The 14,242-nt window shown below is 58.1% G+C and carries 10 protein-coding genes; 2 read left to right on the top strand and 8 right to left on the bottom strand.

Annotation, left to right across the window (positions count from 1 at the left end):
• Positions 1–16: 16 nt before the first annotated feature.
• Positions 17–985 carry a homoserine kinase gene (locus DV711_RS16220; RefSeq protein ID WP_114696755.1) on the bottom strand — a complete coding sequence of 323 codons (969 nt, stop codon included), beginning with the start codon at positions 983–985 and terminating at the stop codon, positions 17–19.
• A gap of 313 nt (positions 986–1,298) precedes the next feature.
• Here DV711_RS16220 and polA point away from each other — a divergent pair, with 313 nt between their 5' ends.
• A complete protein-coding gene (polA, locus tag DV711_RS16215) occupies positions 1,299–4,079 on the top strand; it encodes a DNA polymerase I (RefSeq protein WP_243633856.1) in 2,781 nt (926 codons plus the stop codon).
• A gap of 330 nt (positions 4,080–4,409) precedes the next feature.
• Here the strand turns inward: polA and DV711_RS16210 are convergent, their stop codons facing one another.
• The gene (locus DV711_RS16210; RefSeq protein ID WP_243633867.1) at positions 4,410–6,215 is read right to left on the bottom strand and encodes a bifunctional diguanylate cyclase/phosphodiesterase; all 1,806 of its coding nucleotides are present in this window, start codon (positions 6,213–6,215) and stop codon (positions 4,410–4,412) included.
• Between the two features lie 248 nt (positions 6,216–6,463).
• Between DV711_RS16210 and DV711_RS16205 the strand changes: the two genes are divergently transcribed.
• Positions 6,464–8,431, top strand: a complete 1,968-nt coding sequence (locus tag DV711_RS16205; protein ID WP_114696753.1) for a methyl-accepting chemotaxis protein — start codon at positions 6,464–6,466, stop codon at positions 8,429–8,431.
• A gap of 20 nt (positions 8,432–8,451) precedes the next feature.
• On the opposite strand, the gene DV711_RS16200 is transcribed toward DV711_RS16205, so the two are convergent.
• From DV711_RS16200 to mepK, 6 genes are all read right to left on the bottom strand, one after another.
• Positions 8,452–9,591 (bottom strand): HlyD family secretion protein, encoded by a 1,140-nt coding sequence (locus DV711_RS16200; protein ID WP_114696752.1) that lies wholly within the window; start codon positions 9,589–9,591, stop codon positions 8,452–8,454.
• A gap of 2 nt (positions 9,592–9,593) precedes the next feature.
• Complete coding sequence (locus tag DV711_RS19740) at positions 9,594–10,004, bottom strand: DUF3302 domain-containing protein (RefSeq protein ID WP_114696751.1); 411 nt, start codon at positions 10,002–10,004, stop codon at positions 9,594–9,596.
• Between the two features lie 186 nt (positions 10,005–10,190).
• The gene (locus DV711_RS16190) at positions 10,191–11,588 is read right to left on the bottom strand and encodes a TRAP transporter large permease (RefSeq protein WP_114696750.1); all 1,398 of its coding nucleotides are present in this window, start codon (positions 11,586–11,588) and stop codon (positions 10,191–10,193) included.
• Entirely contained in the window at positions 11,588–12,142 is a 555-nt protein-coding gene (locus DV711_RS16185) for a TRAP transporter small permease (protein WP_114696749.1), read from the bottom strand. Before DV711_RS16185 ends, DV711_RS16190 begins: the two co-directional genes overlap by 1 nt.
• A 195-nt stretch (positions 12,143–12,337) precedes the next feature.
• Positions 12,338–13,321, bottom strand: a complete 984-nt coding sequence (locus DV711_RS16180) for a TRAP transporter substrate-binding protein (protein WP_114696748.1) — start codon at positions 13,319–13,321, stop codon at positions 12,338–12,340.
• Between the two features lie 328 nt (positions 13,322–13,649).
• Complete coding sequence (gene mepK, locus DV711_RS16175; RefSeq protein ID WP_243633855.1) at positions 13,650–14,207, bottom strand: peptidoglycan L,D-endopeptidase MepK; 558 nt, start codon at positions 14,205–14,207, stop codon at positions 13,650–13,652.
• Between the last annotated feature and the right edge of the window lie 35 nt (positions 14,208–14,242).

Raw genomic sequence — 14,242 nt, 5'->3', positions numbered from 1 at the left:
GTTGGGGGTTGCGGTTCTAGCCAGGTAGGCTGGCGGGGTTGGCGATATGGTTCAACAGAATCCGTTTCAGCTCATCCGGATCCTTGATCACCTGACCACCCTCGTATTGGGTCGGCTCCATCCCCAACTGGCTGATCAAGCGAGACAGCCAGAAGCGCATCGCCGCGGTACGAACCAACACCGGCCAGGCTTGGTGCTCCTGCGCCTCAAAGGGGCGAACCTCGGCATAACCCTGCAGCAGCGCATCGAGGCGCGCCGCTTCGAAGGCACCCTCGCGGGTCACACACCAGTCGTTGGCGACGATGGCCAGATCGTAGAGCAGGTAGCCGGTACAGGCGTTATACAGATCGATGATGCCGCTCAGCTTTCCTTCATGGAACAGCGCGTTATCGTGAAACAGATCACCGTGGATGATGCCGACCGGTAGATCCAACGGCTGTTCGCGCAAGTCGTCGAACAGCGCCACCTCCTGTTGCAACAGCTGGGCATCCTCGGCATTCAGACGCTCCGCCACCGCACGGGATTCACGCCGCCACCAGAACACCCCCCTGTGGGCCTGCCGCGCCATAAAAAAATCCTGACCAGCCAGGTGCATTTGGGCCAGGGCTCGACCGATCTGACCGCAGTGATCCGGCGTCAGACTCTGCAACGAGCCCCCATCAAATCGCGGTAGCAGCAGTGCCGGACGGCGTGCCAGCATCTTCAGGGCGATACCGTTACGGTCCTTGAACGGTGCCGGAACCACCACATTGCACTCGGCCAAGTAACCGGTCAGCTCGACAAAAAACGGCATCTCGTCGTAGGGCAGCTCCTCAAACAGGGTCAGCACAAAGTGCCGGGTAACCCCGTCCTGCTCGGTATCGACAAAATAGTTGGTGTTCTCGATACCACCGTCGATGCCTTTAAAATCGATCAGTTGCCCAAGTTCAAAATCACCCAGGAAAGCGTCGAGGTCGTCGCGACTGATACGGGTATAAACTGCCATGCACTAGATCCAGAAATATTCACTAACGGTTGAACGAAATACGGCGCCATCGTCGCTGTCGACGGCGGCACGAGATAATAGGGCTTCCCCCGCCGCGGTGCCAGCCGTCACCCCCATTTTAACCTGACCAAATCCTGCTCTGCTGGTCCAGCGACCTGAGAACGTTGGGCCACGGCTCAGCAACACCTCAAATAGTGCGGCGCGGGGCCTATCACGTCAATCTCGCACCGCAGCAGTCGAGGTCGACGGCATTGGTGTTAGCGGCCGGATTCTTTATCATGAGCGCCTGAAAAAACTTCGCGGATATTTCCCTATGACCGATGCTGCCATGACCGATTCAGCTTCAAGCACCAACAACCCGCCGCTGGTGCTGGTCGACGGCTCCTCCTACCTCTACCGAGCATTCTTCGCTTCTCAGCAAGCCGATCTGCGGACCTCCGACGGCCAGCCCTCCGGCGCCATCCGGGTGGTGACCAGCATGCTGCGTCGGATGTTGAAGGATTATCCCGACAGTCCGGTGGTGGTGGTGTTCGACGCCAAGGGCAAGACCTTCCGCGACGACATCTACCCCGACTACAAGGCCAATCGGCCCTCGATGCCGGACGACCTGCGCAGCCAGATCGAACCGATTCATCAGATCGTCACCGCCATGGGATTACCGCTGTTGGCGATCGAAGGGGTCGAAGCCGACGATGTGATCGGCACCCTGGCACTCCAAGCCACGCAAGCCAAACGCGACACGGTGATCTCCACCGGCGACAAGGATATGGCGCAGCTGGTCAGCGACCATGTCACCCTGATCAACACCATGACCGACACCGCCATGGACCGCGACGGGGTGACGGATAAGTTCGGCATCGGCCCGGAGCTGATCATCGATTACCTGGCGTTGATGGGCGATAAGGTCGATAACATTCCGGGCGTGCCCGGCGTCGGTGAGAAAACCGCCCTGGCCCTGCTGCAGGGGATCGGCGGCATTTCTGATCTGTATCAGCGGCTCGATCAGATCGCCGATCTGGGCTTTCGCGGCAGCAAGAGCATGGCGAAAAAGCTCGAGGACAACCGCGAACAAGCAGAGCTGTCCTACCTGCTGGCCACCATCAAGACCGATGTTGAGCTGGAGCAGGGCATCGATGATTTCGCCGCGCCAGCACCCAATAGCGAACAGCTACTAACGCTGTTCAAACAGTACGAATTCCGCAGCTGGGTTCGCGAGCTGGAAGGCGGCGACAACGCCGCCAGTGCCGACGATAATGAAACCCCAGCGGTGCCCGAAGCACCGACGGAGGTCAACTACCAGTGCATTCTGGAGCAGGCCGACTTCGATACCTGGCTGGAGCGATTGCAGCAGGCCGAGCTGTTCGCCTTCGATACCGAAACCACCAGCCTCAACTATATGGAAGCCGAACTGGTCGGCCTCTCATTTGCGATCGAGCCGGGTGAAGCGGCCTATGTGCCGCTGGCCCACGATTATGTCGGCGCCCCGACCCAGCTGGATCGTGACGCGGTACTGGCCCAGCTAAAACCGCTGCTGGAAGATCCGGATCGGGCCAAAGTCGGTCAGCATCTGAAATACGATATGAACGTGCTGGCCCGCTACGATATTGAGCTGCGCGGGGTCGCCTACGACACCATGCTAGAGTCCTACGTGCTCAACTCCACCGCCGGCCGCCACGATATGGATTCGCTGGCCGATCGTTTCCTGGAGCTGAAAACCACCAAGTTTGAAGAGATTGCCGGCAAGGGCAAGAAGCAGCTGACCTTTAACCAGATCGAACTTGAACAGGCCACCCCTTACGCCGCTGAGGATGCTGATATCACCCTGCGGCTGCACCGGGCGATCGAGCCGCAGCTGAGCGCCATCGAACCCCTGGCGACCCTGTTCGACAGTCTTGAAAAGCCGTTGATCCCGATCCTGTCGAAGATCGAGCGAACCGGCGCGCTGGTGGATGCCACGCTGCTGGCCAACCAGAGCCAGGAGATCGCCACCCGCCTGGTCGAACTGGAGCAGGAGGCGTTCGAGGTTGCCGGTGAAGAGTTCAATCTGGCCTCACCGAAACAGCTACAGGCGATTCTGTTCGACCAACTGAAGCTACCGGTGATCAAGAAAACCCCCAAGGGAGCCCCATCGACCGCCGAAGAGGTATTGGTGGAGCTGGCGCTGGACTATCCGCTGCCCAAGTTGATTCTGGAGCACCGCAGCCTCAGCAAGCTGAAATCGACCTACACCGACAAACTGCCGCAGATGATCGACCCGCACACGGGTCGGATCCACACCTCCTACCACCAGGCGGTGACGGCTACCGGGCGACTGTCGTCGACCGACCCGAATCTGCAGAACATTCCGGTCCGGACCGCCGAAGGTCGTCGAATCCGCCAGGCCTTTGTCGCCCCGAAAGGCTACAAGCTGGTGGCCGCCGATTACTCCCAGATCGAACTACGGATCATGGCCCACCTGTCCGGCGATCAGAGCTTGCTGGAGGCGTTCCGACACGGTGAGGATATCCACCGCGCCACCGCCGCCGAGGTGTTCAAGGTCGAGCGCGAGGCGGTCAGCAGCGATCAGCGCCGCAGTGCCAAGGCGATCAACTTCGGCCTGATCTACGGCATGTCGGCGTTCGGACTGGCCAAGCAGCTGGGAATCGCGCGCAACGATGCGGCGCGCTATATCGAGCACTATTTCGAAACCTATCCGGGGGTCGAACGCTATATGAACGAGATCCGAGCTCAGGCGGCGGAAAACGGCTATGTTGAAACTCTACGCGGTCGGCGTCTCTATCTGCCGAATATCAAAGCGCGCAACGCGATGCTACGCCAGGCCGCCGAACGCACCGCCATCAACGCGCCGATGCAGGGCACTGCCGCCGATATCATCAAGCAGGCGATGATCGACGTGCAGGGGTGGCTCGATCAGGGTGAGACGGATGCCCGTATCATCATGCAGGTCCACGATGAACTGGTGTTCGAAGTGCGTGAAGATCAGGTTGCAGGCTTCTGCGAACAGGTCAGTGAGCGCATGGCCAAAGCCGCTGAGCTGGATGTCCCGCTATTGGTTGAAGCCGGGGTCGGGGAAAACTGGGAACAGGCCCACTGATCGGCTGGGGCTACAGGTAAGTACTGAACAAGGCTGCCCTATGCTTTTTATAACCAATTGATTTTAGGGATATAACAAAATTATTTAGAAATTTCCTCACCGGTTGCTGAACTATCAACCATACTTAGAGTCCCAGTACAAGAGAGTCACGACATCATAACCGTTGCAACATCGCTTCTGGCTCTCTGATACACATGCGTTAGGCCCTAACTTCGCTCCCCTTCCGATGCTAGGGCCTCTTTTTTCCAGCCAAGCCCCCACTTGGTGTGGAAATGAAAACCCGGCCCCGGCCGGGTTTTTTTACGCCGCCGATTAGCTCGGCCCGCCTGTTCAGGCTACCCCGGCCTGGCCGCCTAGCCAGCGGCGCTGGTTGATAAACAAACTATTCCCCGGCTGTTTCTTGGCGATGCGCTTGGCATCGGTGGCCAGCACCGAGACATCATGATGAGACCGGCACAGCTCCAGATCCGGTAACGCGGCGCCGATCGAGACCGTAGCAATATCGAAGAATGCCCGCTCGCCTTTGCGATCCAACGCATAGATACCGCCGCAAGCCCGTTCATCGGCGTCGTATAAGTTAATCACTCCGTCTGTGAACAGTTGCTGAATCCGTCGGCAACGCTCGAGCCAGTCATCACTGCCGAACAGAATCAGAAAATCATCACCGCCGATATGGCCGATAAAGTCCCGGCTGTCATCGATACAGGACTTCATGCACTGGGCCAGCAGCAGTATCACCTGATCCCCACGTTCATAACCGTAGCAGTCGTTGAAGGCCTTAAAGTTGTCCAGATCCAGGTAGCAGACCACGAAGGGCTCATGCTTTTGCATCCGCCGCCCGGCCTCGTCATTAAAAGGAACATTTCCCGGCAACTGGGTCAGCGGGTTGGCATGGCGGGCATTGCGCAGCTGTAGGTCAGTGATCAACTTGAGCAGATCGAAGATCGAACCGGTACCCAGGTAGCGGCCCTGATGGGTAACGATAAAGTCCGACCGCACCCGCGACGCATCGCTTTGGTTGATCTGCTGGTTCACCTGAGCCAACACCGTACACTCTTCCAGAATCAACGGGTTGCTATCCATAAACTCACTGACCGGTTTGCGATCATGCAGCTCGCGACCGAATGGATTCAGGTACAGACTCAGGAAGGTTTCACGGCTCAACAAGCCGACTGGACGCCCCTGGCTGACCACCGCAAGCGACTTGATGTCACTCTGCTCGCGGAAGATCCGTTCAACTTCACACAACTGGGTTTGCTGATCGATGGCCGGGCGAACCGTGGTAATCGGGGTCAGATCCTGAGGGATCCCTACCCCCTCAGTGCCGGCCCCGCCGTTGCTGAACCGGAACAGGTTCTCCTCCAGCTGTTTGGGCATCGCCACCGGGCGCGAGAAGTAGTAGCCCTGCTGCAGCACCAGGCCGATATCATTCAGGGTACGGTGCTCTTCCACCCGCTCGATCCCCTCGGCGATCACCTGGCACTGGATAGAGCGCGCCACATCTTGGATGGTGCGGACGAACTCCTGCTTGATCGGCGTGCCATCGATACCCTCGATAAAATGGCGATCGATCTTGACGTATTGCGGCCGCAACTCCGACCAGGAGCGCAGTCCGGCGTAACCCGCCCCCAGATCATCGAGCGCCACCTCGAAACCGAGTTCGCGGTAGTGGCAGGTGGCATCGCGCATCAGGGTGTAGTCTTCGATCGGGAACTGCTCGGTAATCTCGATCACCATCCGTTCGGCATCGAAACCGACCTTATTGAGCAGATCCAATGTCATGCCACACTGAAAGTCGCTCTCAAGCAGCGTGGCCGGTGTCACATTCAGGAACAACTTGCCCGGTAGGTTGAGGTACTTGAAGCGCCGGATCGACGCCTCACGACATAACAGCTCCAGCTCCAGCAGGCGTCCGGTGCGGTGGGCGACTTTGAATAGGCTGGCCGGAGCGTGCAGCGGGCTGCCCTCCGGGCCTCGGATCAACGCTTCATAGCCCAACACCTTGCGCTCACGGGTATTGGCGATCGGCATAAACAGCGGCGTCAACTGCCTCAGTTTGATGATTCGGTCGAGCTCACGGTCCATAACGACCTCGCTGACAGGTTTGGCATGCTCGATCGATTTCACTACACGCATTGCCGTCACGGAACACCTCCACATACTGCATGACTTTCCCTGTCCCATGTTCGATTCAAAACGCATCGATTTAACGCGGTCTTTATGAACAATCCGTGACAAGCCGGTTGTTCTTGGCGCGGGTTTGACTGAAATCAAAGCCGCGCTTATTCGAGAAACCGCGACCGCGAAATCCCGCTCTTTGTCACCTGACTGTCACAAAAGCGCCCTAATTTCAGCCGTTGCAAGCCTGGTCAGGAAATCAAATCATGCGTATCGCCACACTCAGTCGTTCAACCACCACCTTGATGCTGATCGCCAGCATCGGTATGGCTGTCAGCGTCTATTGGGGATTGCGCCAGCTTCAGCAACCGTTCGAACTGAACCAACACTACTATCAGGTCGCTTCGCAGGTGTCGGTCCAAACCCGCCAGTTGATCGACAACTACATCAGCACCGGCAATGCTGCCGACCTGCAGCGGGCCCAGACCTTCCTGAACGAAGAACTGAGTCACTCGATGACCTCCCTGCCCGACAAGCTGCGCCAAACCCTGGAACCGGCGCTGGAAGCTTTGAAGCAAGGTCTGGATAACGAACTGAGAGCCGCCGGAAAACTTGCCGGCAATCCACAAGAGCTGTTGATTCAAAACGAGCGGGAGTCGATCGATGCGGTCGAATTACTGCAGGATTATGCGTCCCAGGCTCCCGCCGAAAGCCTCGAACAGGCCAAGCATCTAGCAACATTGGCGCAACAGTATCTGGCGGCGCTGACCCGCCGGGCGTTGCTACGCAGCAGCTATTTCAGCACCAGGGCAAATACCAGCCTGAAGGACAGTTTGATCACCCAAAGCGCCGAGCTACAGCAGCTGGCCGAGCAGATTCGATCGCTACCACCACTGGGAGTCTGGCAACAAGAGGAAGAAGATGAGTTCGCTGCGATGATGGGGCTGGAGGAAACGGATACCGAGCGGACCGAAATCGGCCAGGAGCACAAAGACAACCTGGCATTCCTTAGTCGTCGCTACCCCGATGAACTCACCCGGACCCTGCAATGGCAGCAGGATGGCCTGGCCGCCCGTCAGCAGGTGGATCGCCTGATTGGGAAGCTGGAGCAGCGTCTGAAAGATGGCCAACAGGTGGTAGAGCAGCTCAAACAACAGATTGAACAGCAGGTGATGCTGATGATGGCAGCCCTGCTGCTGCTGTTGTTTATCAGCGTCGGTACCACCGCCTGGGTTCAACTGATCACCCTGAAGGGGATGGGCAAGGTCGGCGGCTATCTCAAGCACCTGGCTTCCGGCGACTTCTCCCGCCAGATGGCGGAAAACAAGTCCTACCAGGAGCTGAACGAGCTGCGTCAAAGCGCCAACCAACTGCAGGGCTACATGAAGGAGCTGGTGTCCGAAATCCGTGCAGAGGTGCAGGCGGTCGAACAGGCAAGCAACGGAATCGATCAGGTTGCGCTACGGATCCACCAAGGCTCGGTACAACAGAATCAGCGCACCAGTGAAGCCGATAACGCCATTGCCGAGCTGGTAGCCTCCTTCCAGCAGGTGGCCGACCATGCTCAGCAGGCCTCCGGCGCCGCAGACCAGGGCCAGCAGTCGGTGAAGCGTAGCGCCGAAGTGATGCAACAGCTGGAGTCCGCCATCGGTCAGTTATCGGAAGAGGTCAGTCGTGGCAGCGGGGTAATCTCTCAGTTACAGCAGGATACCCAGAGTATCGAAGCGGTACTGAACGTGATCGTTTCAATCGCCGAACAGACCAACCTGCTGGCACTGAACGCCGCCATCGAAGCGGCCCGAGCCGGTGAGCATGGCCGGGGCTTCGCGGTAGTGGCCGACGAAGTCCGTGGGTTGGCGCAGCGCACCTCCGATTCTATTGAAGAGATTCGCGGCATTATCGAAGGGCTTGGTAGCTCGTCCAAGCAGGTCGTCAGCGCGATGGGCAGTCAGCAGCAGAACGCCGAGCACTGTGTCGAGCAAACCCGCGACGCGGTCACCCAGCTACAGCAGGTGGTCAGCGCCATCGACAGTATCCACAACATGAACCTGATGATCGCCCAGACCACCGAACAGCAGGCCGGCTCTGCCGAAGCGGTGCGGGTCAACGTCAGTGATATCCAGCAGCACTCGGAAGCGGCCGCCGAGCAGACCAATCAGGCGCGCCAGCAAAGCGATCAACTGACCCGGATCAGCACCGGCCTGCAAGGACTGGTGGAGCGCTTCGTGGTCTGATAGCGCCCCCTGCCCGTGGTCTATTTGATCGGGAACGCGTAGTTGATCCAGCCCAGCATCCGCAGCAGCACCTTGCGCATCACCGCCACATGGTGGAAATGGTCGGTATAGACGGCGGCCTTGCCCTGTACCCCCAGCGGCAGACCGTAGCTATCCAGGTCATCTTCCAGCTCGATGATGCCGATCGCCCGTCCATGGGTGGCGATCCGATTGGCAGAAATCAGGGTGCCTCCGGATTGGAGCTCGCCCTCATTCATCGCCGGCAGCAGCGAAACCAATCGACCGCGAAACACCTTGCCCGGGGCTGCATCCAGGATCACCTCCGCCTCAGCGCCCGGCTCCAACCGTAGGATCGAGTTCTGCCAGAAACTGGCGCTGATCTGGCGCCGCTGTTTGGGCACGAATACCATCGAGGGTCGCAGCGGCAACTTGGACGCCATCATGCCCGGGCGCAGGGTCACCTGGGTCACGTAGCCGTCGTTGGGAGCCCTGATCTGGGTACGGGACAGATCATAGCGGGCCGCCTCCAATTGCGCCTGCAGCTGGGCCTCCCGGGTATTGACGCCATCGATATTGGATTCGAACGCCAGCTGCGCTCGGGTCTGCTCCGATTGTGCCGCTTCCAGCGAGGCTTCGGCGGCCAAATAAAACTGCCGCCGATTTTCCACTTCCTGTTCGGAAAACACTCGTCCGGCACCCTTCTTGTTGCCCTTGCTATAACGCTGGAACGTCTTGGCGGCTCGATCTCGTTCCGCCTTGGCCTTGGCCACCCGCGCTTCGGCCGTCCTTAGTGAGGCTTCGGTTTGCCCGACCTGCTGCTCGGCTTCGACCAGCTCGGCCTCTAAGCGCGCGACCTCCAGCTCGAACGGTTTCGGATCGATACTGAACAGCAGCTCACCCTGTTTGAGCAGGCGATTGGGCTCGGCATCCACCGATACGACGATGCCGCTGACCGCCGGAATAATCGGAACGGTCACAAACGCCTCTTTGGCGTACTTGCCGTAGGGGTGGTTATAGTTCATCAGCAACAGCATCGCGCCGATCAGCACGATGCCGCCGAGAATCGCCGTCGGTACCGTCCACTTGGTCAGCGGGATCCGGAAAATTTTGAACACCAGCACGCAGAAACCGGCATAGAGCAGAATCAGTAGCAGGTCCATGCTCAGCCCTCCTGTGCCGGTTGTTGAGAGCGGGTTTCAAGCTGCTGCTCCAGCTGCTCGATCCGCGCCTGAAGCTGCAACAGCTGCTGCGCCAACTGGGCGTTATCGGCAGGCTCAGCTACGGAGGATTCAGCGCCGCCATCGGGTTCATCCGCTTGTCCGTTATCGCTCCCGGCCACCGCCATGCCCCAGCCCCGATCCGCTCGGTACAGGGTCGCCCAGATCCACAGGAACGGCCAGAGCACATGCAGGGTAAACAGGCTGACCCATCCGGCGATATGGATCGCATCCTGATGGGGATGGTTCCGGTGGCAAGCGATTTCGTAGGGAATATCGTGGATCGCGATCACGGCGTAGAAAACAAACACCGCAACGAAGAACACCAGAAAAAGGGCGAAGTAATCCAATAACATAGAGGCAACTCCAGATATCAGTGAAGGCTAATCTTTGCAGCTTAGACCAAGCCTATCCCTCTATCCGTGTAAGCGCCTCTAGGTATTGATCAGAAACAAAAAAACCCGCATTCAATGAATGCGGGTCTCGCTAACGGAGGCGGCGAGCATGTCAGTCGCCACCCCACCCTTTCCAGAATGGATTGATCAATAGCCCTTCAGGTGATCGATATACTCCGGTAAGAACAGCGAAATCTGCGGGATATAGGTGATCAGCAGCAGGAAGAACAGCAACAGCAGCATCCACGGCAGTACCGCCTTGATCACCCAGAGCATGTTGTTGCCGGTTATCCCCGCCGTCACGAACAGGTTAAGCCCCACCGGCGGCGTCAGCATACCGATCTCCATGTTGACCACCATGATGATACCCAGGTGGATCGGATCGATGCCCAGCTGTACCGCGATCGGGAACAGGATCGGCGCCATGATCAGCAGGATCGCGGTCGGTTCCATGAAGTTACCGGCGATCAGCAGCAGGATGTTGACCACGATCAGGAAGCCCCAGGCCGGCAGGCCCCACTCCAGAATGGTTTCGGCAACCGAGTGCGGAATCCGTTCGGTGGTCAACACGTGGGCGAACAGCATCGCGTTGGCGATGATGAACAGCAGCATCATCGAGACCTTGGCGGCATCAAGAACGACCTTGTTGACCTCTTTGTCGAAGATACTCTTCGGAATCGCGTAGGCGATCTGGGCGATATTCCGGCCCGTCGCCGCGCCGATTCCTTCACCCTCTTTACGCCAGGGCACCCCTTTGATCGGTCCCATATCACGGTAACCGACCACCGCTACCAGGAAGGCGTACACGGCCGCTGCCGAAGCCGCTTCGGTCGGACTGGCGATACCACCGTAGATCGAGCCCAGCACGATCACGATCAGCATCAGCCCGCCCATGGCGATGGCGCCGGACTTGGCCAGCTGGGCAAAGCCGGGGAACGGCTGTGACGGCAGCCCCTTGATCCGGGCAACAATGTAGATCACCACCATCAGCAGGAAGCCCATCATCAGGCCAGGAATGAAACCGGCCATGAACATCCGTGAGGCCGACACTTCGGTCGCGGCGGCGTAAACCAGCATCACGATCGACGGCGGAATCAGGATACCCAGGGTGCCGGAGGTGGTGATGACCCCGGCCGCCAGGCTCTCGGGGTAACCAGCACGCACCATACCGGCAATAACGATGGTACCGATGGCTGCTACGGTCGCCGGGGAGGAACCGGATACCGCCGCGAACAGCATACAGGCCATGATCGAGGCCATCGCCAAGCCGCCCTTGATATGGCCGACGCTGTCGATCGCAAAATCGATCAAGCGCTTGGCCACACCACCAGTGGACAGGAACGCGGACGACAGGATAAAGAACGGAATCGCCAGCAGCGTGTAGTGCTCCGAAGTCGCTTCAAACAGCTTCAGCGCGATCGACGCCAGCGAGTCGTTGGAGAAGATCAGAATCGTGCTGACACTGGACAGACCGAGCGCGATGGCGATCGGCATTCCCATGAACATGCACAGGAACAGGATGATAAATAGCGTTGCGGTGGCCATTACTTGGTCTCCTCCTGTTCGTTCATCGCTTTCAACTCTTCGGCGATATGCATACTCTCTTCGGCCTCATCGGCCAGATGGAAGCCGTCGGCCTTATGGGTGATCACCTTCCAGAACAGGTTCAGGAAGCGCACGATCAGCAGCACAAACCCGATCACCAGCACCGACATCGGAATCCACTTCTCGACCGGCAGGTCTTCCAACTCGATACCGATCATCTTCATCTTGCTGAGGTAGATCCAGGAGCCGTACAGGAACAGGCAGCAATAGAACAGACAGAGCGCAAGCGCCAGCATGGTGACGCCGCGGTGAACATTGCGGGGCAGCATCTTGACGAACACGTCGACGCCAATATGGCTGCCGACCTTAACCCCGTAAGAAGCGCCGAACAGAACGAACCAGGCGGACAGCAACAGCGTCACCTCCTGGGCCCAGTGGATACCGGCGTTGAAACCGAAGCGGGCGACCACCTCAGCGAACACCAGCAGTGTCATCGCAACCAGCAGAAGGCAAAGAAAGCTTTCTTCCAGTCGATTAATTAGTTTACCTAGCATGCCCCTGAAACCTCTGTGACATCAGCAGTGAAGGATCTACAGTCCGAAGCTGTCTCACCGGGCACCCCTTGCTAATGGCAGCGGTTAGATCACCGCACCAGGAGTCTCCGGTAAAACAGGTTGTCGGAACGAAGCGAGGCGGCTGCCTCGCTTGGAAAGGATCAACCGCAGCGCGGTTGATCCTCGGTGGTACGCTTACTTGTTGGAAGCAACGGCGGCTTCGATCAGGTCAGCACCGATCTCGCCTTCAAACTTCTTCCAAACCGGCTTCATCGCCTCGACCCACTGCTGACGCTCGGCGTCGGTCAGGGTCAGGATCTCAGAGCGACCGGAATCGGCAATCGCCTGCTTGTCGGTGCTAGCTTTCTCAGCAGCAACCATGTTGCCGTGCTTGATCGCTTCGTCCAGCGCCTTCTTGATCTCGGTACGCAGATCATCATCCAGGCCCATCCAGAACTCGGCGGAAGTTACCACCAGGTAGTCCAGAACACCGTGGTTAGACTCGGTGATATAAGGCTGAACTTCGAAGAACTTCTTCGAGTAGATGTTGGACCAGGTGTTTTCCTGACCGTCGATCGCTTTGGTCTGCAGCAGGGTGAATACTTCAGAGAACGGCTTCTTCAGCGGTACTGCTTCAACTGCTTCGAACTGCGCCTGCAGGACGTCGGAAGTCATGATCCGGAACTTACGGCCGTTGGCATCAGCCGGCGTTTTCAGTGGGTTGTTGGCGGACAGTTGCTTCATACCATTGTGCAGGTAGCCCAGGCCTACCAGGCCCTTCTTGCTCAGCGAGCCCAGCAGCTTCTGACCAGCAGGACCCTGCTGGAAACGCTCTACCGCTTCCATGTCCTTGAACAGGAACGGCAGATCGAAGATCTGCAGAGACTTGGTGTATTTCTGGAATTTAGACAGAGAAGGAGCCGCCATCTGGACATCACCCAGCAGCATCGCTTCCAGAACCTTGTTGTCACCGAACAGCTGGGAGCTCGGGAAAACCTTGACCTCGACCTTACCGGCCAGACGCTCCTCAACCAGATCACGGAACTTGTTAGCCATCTGACCCTTCGGAGTGTTCTCGGCGACCACGTGGGAGAACTTGATCTCTACCGGAGCGGCCATGGCGGCCTGGGCACCGACGGTCAGAGCGAGAGTGGCTACTGCTGCTGAAAGAAGACGCATATGCTTTTCCTCGTTTATCGTTATTCAGATTGTTGTCTTTATGGTCGTGCTCAAAATTGCGTCATCGAGCGCGACTCTGGGTGACAACACAGCAGATAGCGTGCCAGCATCACTGAAAGACTGATAAAACAGAGAGTTAGAAAAGACCTCCTTCAATTAAGCGGGGCTCAACTCAGAGATGAGAAAAAATCACCGTTTTTTTGGGTGGATTTCCGCCACCCCCATACGGGGGTAAAAGGGTGGAATCCCACCCATCAACCCTTAGACCAAAGTCTAAATCGATGAAATGGCTGTATTTTTCTTACACGTAGGCAGAGAGATACACCCTCTAGCCATTCCAGGTACGCACCCGCCCCACGTCCAGATGGACGAAATCACTGCGCGGGTAGTAGCCCACACCGCCTCGTTTGAGCGACAACGCCCCCACTTTCAGGTCGGGGAGATGGATGTCCGGCAGCCGTATATCGATCGCCATCCCCTGCATATGCAGACTCTTCTTGGCCACGCCGGAGCTGTTCTGCCGTAACATCGCATTGGTCTGCGGCGAGCGGTAACCGGAGATCACATGAAAGGGCTGCTTGGAGTCCATTTTGAGCTGCAGATCGTGCAACATCTCCAGCAGCCCCAGGTCGATCTCCATGATTTCACCGTTGCGGTGATCCCGCAGAACATTGTTGATCTGGGTTAGGCCTTCGTCCAAGTACTCCCCCTCTATCCAATAGGGAGTCTGAATATGCTCGCCGGTATGCAGGTTATAAAACTGCAGACTGCGCTCCGGATGCTGGCTGGCGAGCCCTTTGGCCCAGCTTCGCGATGCGGCACTGGTGGCTACCACGCCCCCCGCCAGCTTGAGAAAGTTTCTGCGATTAAACGTCTTGCGATCCACGGCTGCTATCCCCCTTGCTGTATTTCATCGGACAG

This window comes from Motiliproteus coralliicola (assembly GCF_003345655.1).
GTDB lineage: Bacteria > Pseudomonadota > Gammaproteobacteria > Pseudomonadales > Balneatricaceae > Motiliproteus > Motiliproteus coralliicola.
The sequence above is the reverse complement of the archived record's forward strand: the minus strand, read 5'-3'. Positions and strand labels throughout refer to the sequence as shown.